Source organism: Paraburkholderia sp. FW306-02-B, from assembly GCF_058782725.1.
The window spans coordinates 1,210,398-1,227,563 of sequence record NZ_JBYSXZ010000002.1 but is presented as its reverse complement, the minus strand read 5'-3'; the positions used below and the strand labels follow the sequence as shown (position 1 = coordinate 1,227,563).

Here is a 17,166-nt window from a genome sequence, read left to right as displayed (position 1 = left end):
CTTCATCACCGCAGGCCTTTTATATCCGCAACGCCGAATCAGGCACCTGAGCAAGCACCTGAGCAGGCGTCAATCCAGAAAATCGCAATTCGCTTCGACGAATGCCGCGAGATCGAGCGAATGCTGGCGCACGAGCCGCTCAGCCAGTTCTGTGTCGCGCTGTTCCAGCGCCTCGATGATGCGCAGATGATCGACGATCGAGCGCGACGCGCGGTCGCTCTGCGAAATGGTCATACGGCGAATCGCCCGCACGTGGATAAAGATGTTCTTGATCGTGTCGAGAATGATCTGCGACTTCGACAACTCCACGATCGCCTGGTGAAACGCAATGTTCGCGTCCGAGTACTCGGCGATGTGCTCGGCCGGCGTGGCGTCGCGAAAATTGTCGAACATGTGGCGCAGACGGGCGATTTCCCCGTCCGTGGCGTGCAACGTGGCAAGACGCGCCGCCATGCTTTCCAGCGCGGCCCACATCTGGATCATTTCGACGATTTCGCGCTTGCTCTTGCGCACGATATAGATACCGCGGCGCGGCACCATGCGCAAAAAGCCTTCCTGTTCGAGCAGCGTCATCGCCTCGCGTACCGGCGTGCGGCTCACACCGAGCGATTCGCTCAGCACGCGTTCGTCGAGGCGAATCTCTTCGCGTGTCTGGTAGATGTCGGCGTCGGCAATGGCCTGGCGGAGCATTGCGTACGCCTGATCGCGCAAGCTCGCGCTTGCGCCGATCGGCTGCAATGACAACGTCAACGGTGTGGCCACTGCTTCAGTTTGAAGTTCTGACGACATTCATCGCCTCTTGTTGAACATGCGCACGATACGGCGCCGCCGATGCAAACGCGCCTTGTTCGCCGAGACCGACGAACCGGCCATGTTGCGCTGCAAGCTGCGCGACCGGCTGCGGAATCCAGCGGGTCAGCAGAACAGTGGCGGCGGAGCCCAGACCAACAACCGCAACGGCAAGCAGCGAGAGAGGAATAAATTCCATTTGTAACTCCATATGATTGAGTGAACAGATGACTCAATCATATGCTGCAACGCCGCATAAATCAATATTCCGTATGCAATATATCAGCAGCTGTTGTTTTTAGAATTGCACTCTCACGGTAGCACGGGCGAGCCGCGGACGGTTCACTGCTTATCCAGATACGTGGAAGCTTGGTGTAAACGCGCAAAACGCGCGCTATTCGCGCAGACGCGATCGCTGATCGCGCAATTCGCCTCGAATGCGGATTGTGGGATCGGCGGCACCTCATTAACCTTCGGAAATCCTGCAACAGGTCGGTAGAATCCGGCGCTCAGCGTCAGCCGCGCCGCCCCAGACAGCAGTCAGAGAGTTCCGAAGGAGACACCGTCATGAGTACCACCATCCCGACAGCCGCATTGGTCGACAACCGCACGGCGCGCAGCCGGGCACGCAAAGCGGCGCTCGGCAGCTTTGTCGGCGCGGTCGTCGACTGGTACGACTTTCTTCTGTACGGCATTGTCGCCGCGCTCGTCTTCAATGCCGAGTTCTTCCCGAAGGTCAGTCCGGCGATGGGCACGCTCGCCGCGTTCGCCACCTTTGGCGTCGGCTTCCTGTTCCGGCCGCTCGGCGGCTTCGTGTTCGGCCACTACGGCGACCGGCTCGGCCGCAAGCGCATGCTGGTGCTGACCGTGATGATGATGGGCCTGTCCACCGCGGCGATCGGTCTGCTGCCGGCTTTCTCCAGCATCGGCTGGTGGGCGCCGGTGCTGCTCGTGACATTGCGTGCGATCCAGGGCTTCGCGGTGGGCGGCGAATGGGGCGGCGCGGCGTTGATGGCCGTCGAAAGCGCGCCGGAGAAGAAGAAGGCGTTCTACAGCAGCGGTGTGCAGGTCGGCTACGGCGTGGGCCTCGTGCTCTCGACCGGACTGGTCGCGATCATCAGCCGTTCGATGGACAACGCGTCGTTCCTGAGCTGGGGCTGGCGTCTGCCGTTTCTGTTTAGCGTCGTGCTGGTGCTGATCGCGCTGTGGATCCGCTCGAGCATGGAGGAGTCGAAGGAGTTCGTCGAGAAAGTCGGCGAGCACGGTGAACGCAGCGTGCGGCTGCCGATCGTCGAAGCGTTGCTGCAGCATCCGAAGGCGTTCCTGCTGATCATTGCGTTGCGCCTTGCCGAGTTGTTCACGATGTATATCGTGACCGCATTCGCCCTGAACTACTCGACGGCGAATCTGCACATGCCACGCGAGTTCTTTCTGTCGATCGGTCTGCTGGTCGGCGCGGTGAGCTGCGTGACGATTCCCTGTTTTGCGTGGCTCGCGGACCGCTTCGGCCGGCGGCGCGTGTATATCATCGGCGCGCTGATCGGCATGTTTAGCGCCGTGCCGTTCTTCCTCGCGCTGGACGCGCGCTCGACGGTGTGGATCGTGATCTTCGCCGTGATGCTCGCCAATGTCGCGCACGACATGGTGGTCAGCGTGCAGCAACCGATGTTCACCGAACTGTTCGGCACCGAGTATCGCTACAGCGGCGCGGGTGTCGGTTATCAGGTGGCGAGCGTGGTCGGCGGCGGCTTCACGCCGTTTATCGCGGTGGCGCTGGTCAGCTTTGCCGGTGGCTCGTGGCATCCGGTGGCAGCCTATCTGGCGATCGGTTGCCTGATCTCGGTGCTGGTGGCGGCAAAGATGAAGACCGGACGCACGGTCGTCTGATCCGGGCCTCGGCTGTTGCAGCGGGCCGGCGTGGCGAGGTTGCCACCGCCGGCCCGCTTTGTTTTTGGCGTCGGCTTTCTTGTAGTCGAGACCTTTTCTTTTACCTGGCGCTCTCCTTCTTGCCGGTTCCGGTCTTCCATTTGCGCGCCGTTCGATAGTCGCGCCTCGTGAACGAGCGCTGCGCTGCCTCAAACCGAAGGATTACGGTTGCATTTCACGCAGGTTATTTCCTTATGCATTTACATCTCATATTGCAAAGCCAGATTGCGCGTCCTATCGTTCGTCCGAATAACGTCGGCCACAAAAATGTACGCGTCATATGAAGTCGATGAACATAATTCGCCCGCGTTGACACACGTAACTTTTACACCGCGACACCTCAAGCATTTGTTTTAGGCGCCGATAACAAAGAATTCGTCTACGGAGACCGACCATGAGCAGCATCACTGAGCCGAGCGGCAATCAAGGCTCTGCCCCATTCTTTTCCAAACAGGCCACCGTCGCGAAACCAGGGTTCTCGCGCTGGATGGTTCCGCCCGCAGCGCTCGCCGTCCACCTCTGTATCGGCCAGGCGTACGCCTTTTCCGTGTTCAATGGTCCGCTGACCAAAGTCATCGGCATCACGCAATCCACCGCGGACGACTGGTCGCTGACTTCGCTTGGCTGGATCTTTTCTCTGGCGATCGTGTTTCTCGGTTTGTCGGCGGCGTTTGCCGGCAAGTGGCTTGAACACGTCGGTCCGCGCCGCACGATGTTCACCGCTGCATGCTGCTTCGGCGGCGGCTTTCTGGTGTCCGCGCTCGGCGTGTATCTGCATCAGATCGCGCTGCTGTATCTCGGCTACGGCGTGATCGGCGGCATCGGGCTCGGCCTCGGCTATGTCTCGCCGGTGTCGACGCTGATCCGCTGGTTCCCGGACCGCCGCGGCATGGCGACCGGCATGGCGATCATGGGCTTCGGCGGCGGCGCGATGATTGCCGCGCCGCTCTCCGTGGCGCTGATGAACCACTTCCGCAGCGAGACCAGCGTCGGCGTGGCCGAGGCCTTCGTCGTGCTCGGCATCGCGTACTTCATCTCGATGTCGATCGGCGCACTGGCGATCCGCGTGCCGCCCGCCGACTGGAAGCCGGCCGGCTGGACCCCGCCCGCGACCAATCAGAAGAAGATGATTTCGCGCAATCACGTGCATATCGACCAGGCGCTGAAGACGCCGCAGTTCTATCTGATCTGGCTGGTGCTGTTCCTGAACGTGACGGCCGGCATCGGCATTCTCGGCCAGGCTTCGGTGATGATTCAGGAGAGCTTCAAGGACACCGTGACGGCAGCCGCGGCAGCGGGTTTCGTCGGCTTGCTGTCGTTGTTCAACATGGGCGGCCGATTTGTGTGGGCATCGGCTTCTGACTGGATCGGCCGCAAGAACACCTACTTCATCTTCTTCGCGCTCGGCGCAGTGTTGTACTACCTCGTGCCGGGCTTCGCCGCTTCGGGCCAGATCGCGCTGTTCGTGCTCGCTTACTGCGTGATCCTGTCGATGTACGGCGGCGGCTTCGCGACGGTGCCGGCGTATCTCGCGGACATGTTCGGCACGGCGTTTGTCGGCGGCATTCACGGCCGCCTGTTGACCGCATGGGCCGCGGCGGGCGTGGCAGGTCCGGTGCTGGTGAACTACATCCGCGCGTATCAAGTGGCGCACGGCGTTGCAAAAGCAGATGCCTACACGATGACGATTCACATCATGGTCGTGCTGCTGGTGACCGGTTTCGTCTGCAATCTGCTGGTCAAGCGTGTGGCCGACAGGCACCACATGACCGATGCACAACTCGCTAAAGGCGCCTAAGGAGACCCGTATGTCGACCATTCAAGCCGTTCATCCGACCAGCAAGGTCAAACTCGCCGTCTTCTGGCTGTATGTGACGATTCCGCTGGCATGGGGTGTGGTGAATACCCTCTCGCAAGCGATGAAACTGTTCAAGTAAGGGTTTGAACAGCACCCCGCACGATGCTGTGTGCGGGGTGCTGGCAGCAGCTTATTTAGCTGCGCTTCCTGGTTGCGCTTCCTGGTTGCGTCACTTGGCTGCGTTTCTTAGGCGCGGCTCCATGCCCTCCCCTCTGGCCACCACTGGTACGCCGCGCCCGCGCCGACTGTAGTTGTGGCCGAACTGACGCCCACGACACCTCATCGCCGCGCGGGCCCGGCACGGCTACTGCCTAGATCTTCTCGAACAGCACGTCCTGCGCGCCTTCCCACAGCACCTTGGTGCCGAGTTCACGCAGCTTCTCCTTACCTTCGACAATGGTCAGGAAGTGATTGCCCGCGAGCTGCCCCATCTTGCTCGCGAAGCAGCACGAGCCATACGCGAGAATGATCTCCGTTTCGCTGTAGCCGCCCGGGTAGAACAGGATGTCGCCGACCGACGGGTGGCTCGTGTGATTCTCGAAGCCGACCGCCGCGCCGTCGTTTTCCAGCTTGAAGTCGCCGAGCGGCACCCAGCAGCCCTCGCCGCTCCAGCGTACGTGGATGATCTTCTGGCGGTACGGCAGCAGTTTCAGGAAGGCGGCCACGGTTTGCGGCGCGTCCGGATGGGTTTCGGCGGTAAACACATGGCCGCATGAAGTGATTCGAAGTCGGGTCATCACTGGGTATCCGGTGTAACGGGTTGAATGGAGTGGTCGGTCAGACGCCGGCTGGGCCAAGCCGTTGGCGCGATATTCTGTCGGCCGGTGCGCGCCTTCGACAGATACAATTGCCGCGCATCCGGTCAGGCCAGTTGAAAAAAGCGCATGTAAGCAGCATCGAGGCCAGCAGGCGCCAACTCTCCCCCCGCGTCCTCCCCGAAAGTTCGTAGTTTGCAAGCCACGCAATGCACAGCACACTTCGAAAAGTGTGTGATTGCCGCCATGGCGGCTCATCGGGCTTTCCACTCGATGATTCCCCTCGGCCCATAGCGATACGTTCCGCGCCGTGGCTTGTGACATCTTCCCGCGCGGCACAATGTTTACGCTGAAGAGCATCCAGGCGGCGTCGGCCGCGGCGGCGTTCCCGGCTGGCGGTCACGGGCTCTCATCCAGCCCTGCCCGCCGCGCAAACCGTAGATCTCAGCCGCGCAACCGGTAAGCAAGCGGCGTCACGCCGTAGCCACGCTTGAACTGCACGGAGAAATGACTGGCATTCTCGAAACCAACCGCAATGGCAATTTGCAGCACGGTCTGATCGGTAGCGCGCAGCAGCCTCGCTGCTTCCTCGAGCCGCAAGCGCGTGACGAACTGATGCGGCGTTTCGCCAGTCTCGCGGCGAAACACGCGCGCAAAGTGAAAACTGCTGAGTCCGGCATGCGCGGCCAGTTCGCTGATCGCCAGATCGGCGGCAAGATTGGCGCGGACATAGTCGGTCACACGGCGGATGCGGCGCGGCACCAGGCGCTCGGGCTGCGCCGCCTGCCCGGCTGAACCCGCCGAGCCGGTGTTGTGACCGCGCGAATAATGCTGTAACAGATGCGCGGCAAGCGCGTGAACCAGCGCGTCGACGTAAAGACGCGAGTCGGCCGGGTCGCTGGCAGCGCGATGCAATGCACCGAGCATCGCCGCGATCAGCGGATCGTGAAGCTGCATGGCGTCGCCCAGAGACAACTCGCGTGAGCCGTCCAATTCCATCTGGTCGGCCACGCTGTCGATCAGGCTGCGCTCAAGATGCAGGTGGACGGTCGACAACGGTTCGTCGCCGATCGAACGCCAGCGCCAGGAGATCGGCACGGGCGGCACGAACCAGACGTCGCCCACGCGCAGGTCGGCACTCTCCCAGCGGCCGCTGAGGTTGCGCTCGAGATGCTCGGCGCCGCTGCCGAGGGTCATCAGCGTGACGTCCTGCAAGCCGGGCGCCTCCAGTAGTTCCTGCTCGGCCGGTTCAAGATACGAGCGCAGCACCAGGTGCCGCCACGGGCGGTCGACGCTCGAAACCAGTTTCTGGCCCGCCATGTACCGGTCGTAGGCGAGCGTTGTTGTCAGCTTTGGAATTCTTGCCATCGCGTCTCCTGGAATATGCCGCATGCAAAAGAGAGAACCTTGCGGGTCCCGCACCGGTTCGCAAGCGGTCAGCGCAAGATCTCAAAAATGATAGCAAGGAACCGGCTACCGTAATTTTTGGAAATAGTTAATCATCCAGGTTGTCGTCCATCACGCGTTTCGAACGCCGGAGCTACCGTTTCATGGAACACGAATGCGATACGCTGCCGCATTGGCTGACCGGCTCGCCGCAAGGCGAAGCCGGCCGGGCGTCGGCATCTAGCAACTCAGCGGTTACCGCACAATCGGCTTACCCGGCCGACGCGCGGCGACCGGAGCAATCGGCCCACGCGGCTGAAGCAACCAGGGCGGCGGTCCGCCCGGCATCGTCAGGCATGGCGCCGGCCGGCTTTCTCACGCTCTTCACCGAGGAGGAAATCGGCACACCCTCGCCTGCCACGCGACGGACCATGCCCGTCATCAGTCCACTGGTGCGTTTTGGCAGTGCGCAGGACCGCATCGAATTCGTGCGGCAGCGCATCAAACAGCTCGGCTTCGATTCGTTCAGCTATTCGGCCACGCGCACCACCGCGCATCACAAGACGATGTTCGTGCTGACCAGTTACGAGTCGCAGACGTGGCTCACGCGTTATTTCCGCGAGCGTTATTTCGAGCTCGATCCGCGTGTCGCGCTCGCGTCGCCGACCGGCCTGCCGTTTTTATGGAACACGGCCGACATGCGCGCCGACCTGCCGCGTGCGCAAATGCGCAGCGAGCGGCTCTGCGGGCTGATCGACATGCTGGAGGCGACCGGCCGCAAGAGCGGGATTCTCACGCAGATGCCGCTGCCCGAGCCGGAGCTGAGCGCGAGCCTGTGCTTCAACTCGGCGATCGCCAACCCGCGCTGGATGACCGAATCGATCGTGGCCGAGACGCTGATGTTCGCGCACACGATCCACGAATTCATCTGGACGCATGCGAAAAGCGTGATCGGCATTGCGCCCGCGCAGCAGCAGCGCGTCACGCTGAGCGACTTGCAGCATGCGGTGCTGAAGGCGGTCGTGCAAGGACAGCGCGACAAGGAAATCGCCTACTTCCTCGGGCTGTCGCCGCACAACGTCGACTACCACCTGCGCCGGCTGCGGCAACTGTTCAACGTGCGCAACCGCGTGCAGTTGATCAACGTCGCGCAGGGGTATGTGTCGTGATGGCTATCGGCATCCGTGATGGGGATGCCGATCAGCGGATGATCGGCGAACGTGTTGCACAAGGCTTGCTGCAAATACCTGCCGCTGTTGAACCGGCCGCGCCACGCGATCCTGAAGTTCTGGTGAACGCGCGTTGATTTTGCGCATCTAGTGCCAACCGGCGGCGCCGGTTGGCACTAGATGCGCACGGCAGGCATCAGGACTTGAGACGATAGCCCGTCTTGAAGATCCACGCGACGATCGCCAGAAACACCGCGAGAAACACCGCGGTCATGCCAAGGCTCACGCCGACATTCACATCGGCAATACCGTAGAAGCTCCAGCGAAAGCCGCTGACCAGATAGACGATCGGATTGAACAGCGTCACGACCTTCCAGAACGGCGGCAACATGTTGACCGCATAGAAACTGCCGCCGAGAAACGTCAGCGGCGTGATGATCAGCAGCGGCACGAGTTGCAGCTTCTCGAAGCTATCGGCCCAGATGCCGATGATGAACCCGAACAGACTGAAGGTCACCGCGGTCAGCACGAGAAACAGGATCATCCAGAACGGGTGCTGCACTTGCAACGGCACGAACAGTCCCGCGGTCGCGAGAATGATCAGGCCAAGCAGAATCGACTTCGTCGCCGCCGCGCCCACATAGCTCACGACGATCTCCAGATACGAAACCGGCGCCGACAGCAACTCATAGATCGTCCCGGTGAAGCGCGGAAAGTAAATCCCGAACGATGCGTTCGAAATGCTTTGCGACAGCAGCGAGAGCATGATCAATCCCGGCACGATGAACGCGCCGTAGCTGATACCGTCCACTTCCTTGATACGCGAACCGATTGCGGCCCCGAACACGACGAAGTAAAGCGAAGTAGAAATCACCGGCGCGATGATGCTTTGCATCAGCGTGCGCCACGTGCGCGCCATTTCGAACTTGTAGATCGCGCGAATTGCGTAGAGATTCATTGGTCACCTCGGAGCAGATTGACAAAGATGTCTTCGAGCGAACTTTGCGTGGTATGCAGGTCCTTGAAACGGATGCCGGCATCGTCGAGCGCTTTGAGCAGCGCGATGATGTCGGTGCGGCCGCCGTCGCCTTCATACGTGTAAATCAGTTCGTTGCCGCCCGTCGCGACATCCAGGCCATACCCGCTCAGTGTCGGGGGCACCTGCTCCAATGGACTATCCAGCTGCAACGTCAACTGCTTCTTGCCGAGCTTGCGCATCAGCTCCGTTTTCTCTTCGACCAGCATGATCTCGCCCGCGTTGATCACGCCGATGCGGTCGGCCATTTCCTCGGCTTCGTCGATGTAGTGGGTGGTGAGGATGATCGTCACGCCGCTCGCGGCGAGCGAGCGCACCAGCTTCCACATGTCGCGCCGCAACTCGACGTCGACGCCGGCGGTGGGTTCGTCGAGAAACAGCACGCGCGGCTCATGCGAGAGCGCCTTCGCAATCAGCACGCGTCGCTTCATGCCGCCCGACAGCGTAATGATCTTGCTATCGCGCTTTTCCCACAGCGACAAATCGCGCAATACCTTTTCGACGTAAGCGGGGTTTTTCGGCTTGCCGAACAGTCCGCGGCTGAACGAGACGGTCGCCCAGACGGTTTCGAACGAGTCGGTGGTCAGTTCCTGCGGCACCAGACCGATCAGCGAGCGAGCGCCACGGTAATCGGCCGCGATGTCGCGGCCGTCCACCGTCACGCTGCCTTCGCTCGCATTGACGATGCCGCAGATGATGCTGATCAGCGTGGTTTTGCCCGCGCCGTTCGGGCCGAGCAAAGCGAAGATTTCTCCGCGGCGGATCGCCAGATTGATGTTTTTGAGTGCGTGAAAACCCGTAGCATAGGTTTTTGAAAGATTCGTAACCGAAACGATTGGCTGCATGGATTCGACGATGGCAGACACCAGTATTGGATTGGAAGGAGGCGGCGCGAATGCGCGACCGCACCCGCAATGTAAATGAAAGAGGGAAAACCTGCAGCGCGTCGTTCTTTTTACTTCAAAAACGCGCAGGCTCTGCTCGCCCCGCCCTCACGGTTCCGCGCACACGAAACTGCTGGCGAGACTCAGATTGCCCTTGCCGACATAACGTGGAAACAGCGGATAGCGGCACAACGGACGCGAGCGCCCGTTGGTCGCCGCGGCAATGTCGGTCGCGGTCAGTGTTTCAGGCGATGCGCCGCGCGTCACCCAGTTGTCCAGCGCGCCAAGCAGATCCACCGACGGCATGAACACGCCGCTGCCGTGCTGAAAACCCGGCACCATATAAAGCCGCATGAACGCGTTGACCTGGTCGATGCCGAAGCGATCGATCAGCGCTTCATAGTAGGCGATCGTCTGATTCGGGCTGATGACTTCGTCGGCGAGGCCTTGCAGCGTGATGAGCTTGCCGCCGCGTGCGATATAGCGCGTCAAGTCGGTGTTCATCGCGCCGATCGTCTGCGACAGCGCGAACAGTTGAGCGCGATATTTCCCCGGATGCTGCGGGTCGAATGTGAGCGAATCGAAACTCGCATCGCGCGCGACGAAATAGCGGATGTAGCCGTCGCCTTGCGCGAACAGGTAGCCGTTGGCCAGGAAGGTCGGCACCGGCAGCCGGCCGGGTTGACGCCCGAGCCCGAGCGTGCTGGTCAGATGGGTACCCTGAAATACGTTGTAGCCGCGATAGCCGCCGACGTCCCACGCCAGCCGGTATGGCAACGACAAACCGTCGCGCATCACGAGCAAGGTGGATAGCTGCGCCTCGGTGAGGCATTCATCGTGCGATGGCCTATGCCCGGCGCAGCGCAATGAGGCGATGATTTCCGCTTCGTGCTCGCGGCATGCGGCGACGTCGCTGATGATACCGTCCACCGCGCCGTCGAGCCGGTCGCAAACCGCCAGCGTCCGTCGATACACGTGTTCGAGCAACGGCGGTGGAATGAAGCCGCCGCGCGTGGCGTATTCGGCCTGGCCGAGTTTCACGCCGAGCAGACGGACGCCGGAAAAATTGAGCGCGGGCGAATTGGCGATCACGCCGTCGTAGTCGTCCGGAAAGCGCTGCATCACCGTGTAGCCTTCGCGCCCGCCGGTCGAACCGCCGGCGAAGTACATCCGTTGTGGCGGCCGGCCATAGGCGCGCGCAATGAGTGCAAGCGCCGCGTCATGCGTCTTCTTCAGATGCGCGTAGCCGAAATTCGTCACCGCTTCGTCGACCAGCCCGAAGATCGCGAGCGACGAATCCCCCACGTGACCCGAGTCGTCGCCGAAAGTCGCATAGCCTTGCGCGAGCGGTGCACGCTCCGGCGAAAACGGCATCACGCCGGTGCCGCTGACCACCACGCCGTTGTACCCGCCGCCGCCGATCTGCAGCGCGCGGCCATTCCAGCGGCGCGGTAGATTCAGGTCGAAACGGATATCGGGTGTGCTCGCGTTGAGCCCTTTGATGCGGCCGGTGATGCGGCAATATTCGCCGCCTTGCTGATTGCCGGGCGCAGTCGCGCCCACCATCGCCGCGCTTTCGATCTGCACGCCGGCGGTGGGCACGGCGATGAGTTCGGGCGGCAACACGGCGCCGGCGAATTCCGCGCAACGCATCGCGAGCGGCGCTTCCCTAGGCGCGCCGAACGCCTTGACGGCGCTCAGCCATAGCATCGCACTGACGACCGTGATGACCGTACGTGAAGCTTGTGTGCGCGTGCGGCGCGAACGCGCCCTCATCCGTAACCTGCGCGATTGGCCGCCGTACGCGACTGCGGCCCTCTCCAGCCGTTCCAGCCGCGCGCGATCATCAGCACGGCGCCAATTGCGACCAGATCGCCGCCGAGTCCGACCAGCGTCCCGCGGAAGCCGTGAAACGTATGCGGCGTCGCCGTATCGACGATCAACGACACCAGCGTGCCGGTGACGAAACACACGAGCCCGGTACGGCCGACCGTCACGACCGCGGGCAGCCGTTGCGCGAGCCACGCGATGCTGCCCGCGCGCACGAACTGCGCAGCGAGCCAGGCAATGACGACGAAGTTGATCACTCGGTCCACGGAAAGGTTTTGTTTGAGCGTGCCGGGCAGCGGTTGCGTCAGCACGAAGAGTTTAACGATTGCGAACGCCAGCACCGCGATCGCCGCGGCCCACGTAAGCCAGCGTGCGGCGCGGGTCGCGTGAAAGCGCTCGCTAACGGGCTGCACCCGGCACAGAATCCCAAGCACGAACATCAGTTGCCACGCAAACGGATTAAAAGCCCAGTCGGCCACGTCGTCAATGCTGAATAGTGCGGCCAGCGGCCGGGCAAGCGCCCAGATCGCCGTACCAAGCCCAAGTGCCATCAGCGGTGAACGGCGCGCCAGCGGCACCGCGAACGGCACGCACAACGCGAAGATCAGGTACATGGGCAGCACGCTCGACAGATACGGCTGACGCCGCAGCACGGCGATATCGAGCGCTTCGCGCAGCGGCTGCACGGCGAACGTCGTCCAGCCGGACAGATCGACCATTGGCGGGTTCAGATGCAGCGTCGCGAGGATAGCGCCGGATAATAGCGTCAATACGGCGGTCAGCAAATAGGCGCGATAGATCTGCCAGCAGCGCTTGACGAAACGCATCTGCGCCGCGTTCTCGCCGCGGCCCGCGAGCACTGCCGTATAGGCGGCCGCTGACGCATAGCCGCCGAGAAACACGAACACTTCGGCTGAATCGCACAACGCATAGGCGTGCAGCATCAGATGCGACAGCGCGCTGCCGGGAATGTGGTCCAGCACGATGACGATCAGCACGATACCGCGGAAGAAATCCACTTCGATCGAGCGTCCACGGCGCGATTCCATTCGGGTTCTCGCAGATGGCGCACGTTCGATGCGCCGGGAGAGGCGGTCTTACACCGCAGTTCCTCATAGGAACACCAAGACAATAGAACGTTCCCGCCGATGCCGTGCACTGCCTCGACATGCGCTGACAACCGCCCTTTAAGTACGTGTGCATTGGCAGCGATCTGAAATTTAGCTGTCGGCGTGCGGTAATGCTGAATTATTCGGCATTCAATCGCGCGGAAAGTTTTGCGGCTTTCAATGGGCAACGCGCGAGACATGCAGGTAATAACCGCCGAAAAAAATCGCTGAATGCGATGCGTGATTTTTTTCGCATTTTTTCATCGTAGGATGGATTCATGGGCGCCTGTGGGACATCGCACGTTCGAGCGATGTCCCTTCCCGACGGCGGCCATTCATGTGGACCGGACACGCCGCCGTCCCGATCTTCGATCGGCTGGATCGCTTAGCGTCCTCGCGGCGTCCTCTATTTGCCGTTGCTGACTTTGCCGTCACGATGCGCGCCGGTCCTTCCACTACTGCCCTGAACGGCGACGCCTCGCGCGCTGCTGTTGCTCTGGAAGACGACCACATGAACAACAGGATTGCCGGCTTCGACGGATTGCGCGCGATTGCAGTCCTGATGGTGTTTTTTCAGCACCGCCTGTTCGGCGACATTGGCGAGATCGGCCATCTCGGCGTATGGATTTTCTTCGCGCTGAGCGGCTTTCTGATTATCGGCATTCTGTCTGCGCAGCGTATGCGCATCGAACGCGGTGCCAGCCGCTTTGCCGCCGAGCTGAAGCGTTTCCTGTTTCGCCGCACGTTGCGCATATTTCCGATTTATTACCTGATGCTGGTGATGATGTGCGTGCTGATGGCGTTCGGCATGGCGAGTCCCGAACTGGCTAGCGGCATGCCGTTTCATTTCGCTTATCTGTCGAACTTCTGGATCGGCTCGGTGCTGCATTACTGGCCGGGGCGTTACTCGCATCTATGGAGTCTCGCGATCGAGGAGCAGTTTTATCTGGTGTTTGCACCGTTGTTGTTGTTGATCGCTGCGCGCTGGCATCGTGCGGTGTGCGTTGCAATTGTCGCGGTTGGGCTTGCTTCATTGCTGGGGATGCGCGCGGCGCACTGGCAGGAGATCACGATCTATACGCATCCGCTGACTAATTTCTGGCTGCTGGCATTAGGTGGAATTGGAGGCCTGCTGATAGCAGGCAAAGAGAGCCGCTTGCGGGCTGTGCTGGGGTATGGCGTGACGCTGTTTATTTTGAGTGTTTGTGTTGTGGGGTTTTGTGCGACGGAGCCGGTGTGGAGTCGGTTCAGCAGTCCTGCTGAGTTTACTGTTGTTAGTGCTTTGTATGGGGTTTGCATCTCGGCGTTGGTGTGTTCGATTGCTTGTTGCCGGAGTGCTGCGGTGATCGGGTTGCTGGAGACCAGCTGGCTCGTGGGCTTTGGGCGTATTAGTTATGGGTTTTATCTTTATCACAATCTCATTCCGGATTTGACGCGGAATCATCATGCAGTGGTGTTGTTCGGCGGTGCCGTGCCGGGGTGGGCACATGCTGTTGGGATTGGTGCTTCGTTTTTTATTTCGTTGGCGATTGCCGGTTTGTCCTGGCGGTGGATTGAGGAACCTCTCCTGAGGTTTAAGAGCCCCAAGGGGGCGAGTGGCGCTGCTGCGCAGGGGGCTCGGCGTGGGTTTGTGGCTCGAAGTGATGCTCCTTGATGTTTGTTTTTTTGCCTTTGGCGGCGGCATTGGTCTGTGTGCCTATGGCGTTGGCCTTTCCTTGTTGTTTTTTGCCTTCGCGGCGCTTTATGTCTGTGTGCCTACGGCGTTGCCTTTCCTTGTTGTTTTTTGGCTTCGCGGCGCTTTATGTCTGTGTGCCTACGGCGTTGCCTTTCCTTGTTTTCTTGTTGGTTTATTAGCGTTCCCCCTGTGCGGGGGAGCACCTACTTTTCTTTGCCTGCCGCAAAGAAAAGTAGGCAAAAGAAAGCGGCTCACACCGCCAGCTCTTAAGCGGGTCCCCTGGCTTGGAGGAGGTAGTGGAGCATCTGGAATCGGTGCTCTCGCACACTCCGCCCCGGTGACAAGGCCGTCATCCTTCCGGCGGCGCTGCGCGCGCGCCGTCGCGGTACTTCTCAGAACCAATGGAGCGTACGCGCTTCCCCCATCATTTTTCCCGCCTCGCACTGCGTGCTCGCCGGAACGGTCCGCCACGAAAACCAGCGGCTTCGTTTGTGCATGGTTGGAGCCATCGGCTTCGCCTCGGCGAGGCGCTGAATTGTGGAAGTGCGAGCCACTTCGCCGAACGAAACGCAGTGGTGGAATTGCCGGTTACTTCGCCGAGCCAAAAGCAGCCGCGAGTTACGCTACGCGAGCCATGACGCTTGAACAACCGCAGGCGCCGGAAGCACCCGACGGTTTTGTGAAGTACCGCGTCGTCGCGCGCAGCGCCGCCGGAAGGATGACGGCCTTGTCACCCGCGCGGAATGTGCGGGAACACCGATTCCAGATGCTCCACTACCTCCTCCAAGCCAGGGGACCCGCTTAAGAACTAGCGGTGTGAAGCCGCTTTCTTTGCTTACTTTCTTTGCGGCGGCAAAGAAAGTAAGTGCCTGCCCCGCACAGGGGCGACGCTAATAGACCACCAGGAAATCAAGGAAAGGCCAACGCCGCAGGCAAACAACCCAAAGCGCCGAGCAGGCAAACAGCACAGGGGGAACGCTAATAAACCAATAGCAAAGCAAGGAAAGGCCAACGCCGCAGGCACACAGAACACGATCAGCGCCGCCGCCCCGATTCCCGGCGGCATCGAAGCGGTCTCCTCGCTGCTAACCCCGGTTACCGCCACTTGCTCTGTCACCCGATTCAGGCCGCCGTATGGCGCCGCGCCGCGAGACGCGCTTCCCGCTCGAGCCGCTCGAGAAGCATGACGACGCGGCGCCGCTGGCTGGCAATCAGGTCGTGCGTTTCTTCCAGCGCGCGAATGCGCTTCTCCCAATACTCGTGGTCTAGCCGCTGTACAGCGCTGTCCGCGTCCCCACGCGTCAGGTACTGGATCATGCTCTCAAGGTGCTCCAACTGGCTGTCCACCATGCTGGCCGGACGCCTCCCGCCGCGCCCCGCGGTCGGTTGATTGCTAGTGCTGTTCATTTTTTTTGTACCCCGTTGATTGGCCAGACGGACGATGCCTGTGGCATTCGCCTCGATGGCGCCGCGCATAGCAAGGCGGCGCTCTTTCCAACGCGCAGTTGCGCTTTCAAAACGGGGCGCGGATACACTGGATTGCCGCGCCACTAGCGAAAACGATCTGCATCTAGTCGTTGGACGATAGCGCGGCTTTTTTGTCAGGCTTTACCATACGTCTCAGTTCCAGGCGGCGGAGCGTTAAAATTGCGCTCACCGCGGCCTCCTTGCCCGAACCGCATGCCTCGCTCGTTGCAACGGACCCATGAACCAGCGCTCACAGCCCGATCACCCGGCCGACGCTACCGCTGCTGCAACCGAACCGCGCGCCGCCATCGCGACGAGCCGTTTCAGCACGCACGCGCTGGCGGCCGACGCGCAAATGCTCGCCTGGCGCGAGCGCGTAGGCCACGTGGTCGACGTCGTGCCGTCAAAACGACAGATCGCCGAGGGGTTCGGCGGAGACATCGACAGGTATTCGGTCGGCGGGACGATATTTACCGACTGCCGCACCGAAGAGATCGTGCTGGAACGCTCGGTGGCGCGCGTGTCCACCGACCATCGCCGGGACTACGTCTTCCATCTGTTCGTGGAGGGCGAGATCGGCAACGTGACGGGCATGCGCAAGAAGCGCAGCGCGCCCGGCTCGGTGCAAGGCATCGTCGCGTTCGATCTGAACCAGCCGTTTCGGGTCGAGCGGCCCGCCTGCCGTCTGCTGAGTCTGTTCTTGCCGGCATCGATCGTGGAGGAAGCGCTTCGCGACGGCGCGTCGATTCATGGCCGCATCCTCCCGCAGGGCTCGCCGCTGACCAGCCTCATGATGGATCACATGACAGCCATCGCCCGGGCAATGCCGACGCTCGGCCCGGACAGCGCGGCCGACGCGTTAAATGCCTGCGCCCAGCTTCTGATCGCGGCGTTTCGCAAGGAGTCGCGCCTGACAGGCAGGGACCGCGCCGCGCTCCAGGCCGCGGTGTTGGGACAGGTCCGGCGTTACGTCGAAGCAAACCTGCACCAGGGCGACCTCACGCCGACCAGCATCGTTCAGGCGCTGCAACTGAAGCGCGCCACGGTCTACCGCTGGTTCGAGCACGAAGGCGGCCTTGGCGCATACATTCGCAATCGCAGGTTGCGGGAAGCGGCAGACGAACTGGTCCGTTTCCCGCATCTACCGGTCATGGAAGTGGCTTACGGACTCGGTTTCCAAAGCGCGTCGGATTTCACGCGCGCATTTCGCCGCGCCTTCGACATGAGCCCGCAGGACATGCGTATGCGCGCGCTGGACCTGCAACATAACCATGCGGCGTAG

The 17,166-nt window shown here is 61.5% G+C and carries 16 protein-coding genes; 7 read left to right on the top strand and 9 right to left on the bottom strand.

All coding sequences use genetic code 11. From position 1 onward, the window contains the following. Positions 1-69: 69 nt before the first annotated feature. Both AC3WOG_RS26605 and AC3WOG_RS26600 read right to left on the bottom strand, forming a co-directional pair. A complete protein-coding gene (locus AC3WOG_RS26605) occupies positions 70-789 on the bottom strand; it encodes a GntR family transcriptional regulator (protein WP_492580850.1) in 720 nt (239 codons plus the stop codon). Next, on the bottom strand, positions 767-988 hold the full coding sequence (locus AC3WOG_RS26600) for a hypothetical protein (RefSeq protein WP_492582458.1): 222 nt from the start codon (positions 986-988) through the stop codon (positions 767-769). The genes AC3WOG_RS26605 and AC3WOG_RS26600 overlap by 23 nt, the downstream gene beginning before the upstream one ends. A gap of 368 nt (positions 989-1,356) precedes the next feature. Here AC3WOG_RS26600 and shiA point away from each other — a divergent pair, with 368 nt between their 5' ends. The 3 genes from shiA (at position 1,357) to AC3WOG_RS26585 (ending at position 4,652) form a co-directional block, all read left to right on the top strand. Next, positions 1,357-2,676, top strand: coding sequence for a shikimate transporter (shiA, locus tag AC3WOG_RS26595; protein WP_492580849.1), 1,320 nt, complete (start codon positions 1,357-1,359; stop codon positions 2,674-2,676). Between the two features lie 433 nt (positions 2,677-3,109). After that, entirely contained in the window at positions 3,110-4,513 is a 1,404-nt protein-coding gene (locus tag AC3WOG_RS26590; protein WP_492580848.1) for an L-lactate MFS transporter, read from the top strand. 10 nt (positions 4,514-4,523) lie between these two features. Beyond that, entirely contained in the window at positions 4,524-4,652 is a 129-nt protein-coding gene (locus AC3WOG_RS26585; protein WP_492580847.1) for an MFS transporter small subunit, read from the top strand. 232 nt (positions 4,653-4,884) lie between these two features. On the opposite strand, the gene AC3WOG_RS26580 is transcribed toward AC3WOG_RS26585, so the two are convergent. Further along, on the bottom strand, positions 4,885-5,310 hold the full coding sequence (locus AC3WOG_RS26580) for a DUF3830 family protein (protein WP_120295817.1): 426 nt from the start codon (positions 5,308-5,310) through the stop codon (positions 4,885-4,887). Positions 5,311-5,772: 462 nt separating this feature from the next. Beyond that, positions 5,773-6,696: a helix-turn-helix domain-containing protein gene (locus AC3WOG_RS26575; RefSeq protein WP_492580846.1), complete on the bottom strand. Its 924-nt coding sequence runs from the start codon at positions 6,694-6,696 to the stop codon at positions 5,773-5,775. Positions 6,697-6,878: 182 nt separating this feature from the next. Here AC3WOG_RS26575 and AC3WOG_RS26570 point away from each other — a divergent pair, with 182 nt between their 5' ends. Next, positions 6,879-7,883 (top strand): helix-turn-helix transcriptional regulator, encoded by a 1,005-nt coding sequence (locus AC3WOG_RS26570; protein WP_492580845.1) that lies wholly within the window; start codon positions 6,879-6,881, stop codon positions 7,881-7,883. Further along, positions 7,883-8,020, top strand: coding sequence for a hypothetical protein (locus tag AC3WOG_RS26565; RefSeq protein ID WP_492580844.1), 138 nt, complete (start codon positions 7,883-7,885; stop codon positions 8,018-8,020). The genes AC3WOG_RS26570 and AC3WOG_RS26565 overlap by 1 nt, the downstream gene beginning before the upstream one ends. 59 nt (positions 8,021-8,079) lie before the next feature. On the opposite strand, the gene AC3WOG_RS26560 is transcribed toward AC3WOG_RS26565, so the two are convergent. The 4 genes from AC3WOG_RS26560 to AC3WOG_RS26545 form a co-directional block, all read right to left on the bottom strand. Then, a complete protein-coding gene (locus AC3WOG_RS26560; protein WP_341316213.1) occupies positions 8,080-8,841 on the bottom strand; it encodes an ABC transporter permease in 762 nt (253 codons plus the stop codon). Beyond that, on the bottom strand, positions 8,838-9,764 hold the full coding sequence (locus tag AC3WOG_RS26555; protein ID WP_492580843.1) for an ABC transporter ATP-binding protein: 927 nt from the start codon (positions 9,762-9,764) through the stop codon (positions 8,838-8,840). Before AC3WOG_RS26555 ends, AC3WOG_RS26560 begins: the two co-directional genes overlap by 4 nt. Positions 9,765-9,911: 147 nt before the next feature. Next, a complete protein-coding gene (locus tag AC3WOG_RS26550; protein ID WP_492582457.1) occupies positions 9,912-11,513 on the bottom strand; it encodes a tannase/feruloyl esterase family alpha/beta hydrolase in 1,602 nt (533 codons plus the stop codon). Between the two features lie 62 nt (positions 11,514-11,575). After that, entirely contained in the window at positions 11,576-12,682 is a 1,107-nt protein-coding gene (locus AC3WOG_RS26545; RefSeq protein ID WP_492580842.1) for an OpgC domain-containing protein, read from the bottom strand. Between the two features lie 571 nt (positions 12,683-13,253). Between AC3WOG_RS26545 and AC3WOG_RS26540 the strand changes: the two genes are divergently transcribed. Beyond that, positions 13,254-14,396: an acyltransferase family protein gene (locus AC3WOG_RS26540; RefSeq protein WP_492582456.1), complete on the top strand. Its 1,143-nt coding sequence runs from the start codon at positions 13,254-13,256 to the stop codon at positions 14,394-14,396. A 1,143-nt stretch (positions 14,397-15,539) separates the two neighbouring features. On the opposite strand, the gene AC3WOG_RS26535 is transcribed toward AC3WOG_RS26540, so the two are convergent. Then, positions 15,540-15,824, bottom strand: coding sequence for a hypothetical protein (locus AC3WOG_RS26535; RefSeq protein ID WP_492580841.1), 285 nt, complete (start codon positions 15,822-15,824; stop codon positions 15,540-15,542). 298 nt (positions 15,825-16,122) lie between these two features. Between AC3WOG_RS26535 and AC3WOG_RS26530 the strand changes: the two genes are divergently transcribed. Then, a complete protein-coding gene (locus AC3WOG_RS26530) occupies positions 16,123-17,166 on the top strand; it encodes an AraC family transcriptional regulator (RefSeq protein WP_492580840.1) in 1,044 nt (347 codons plus the stop codon).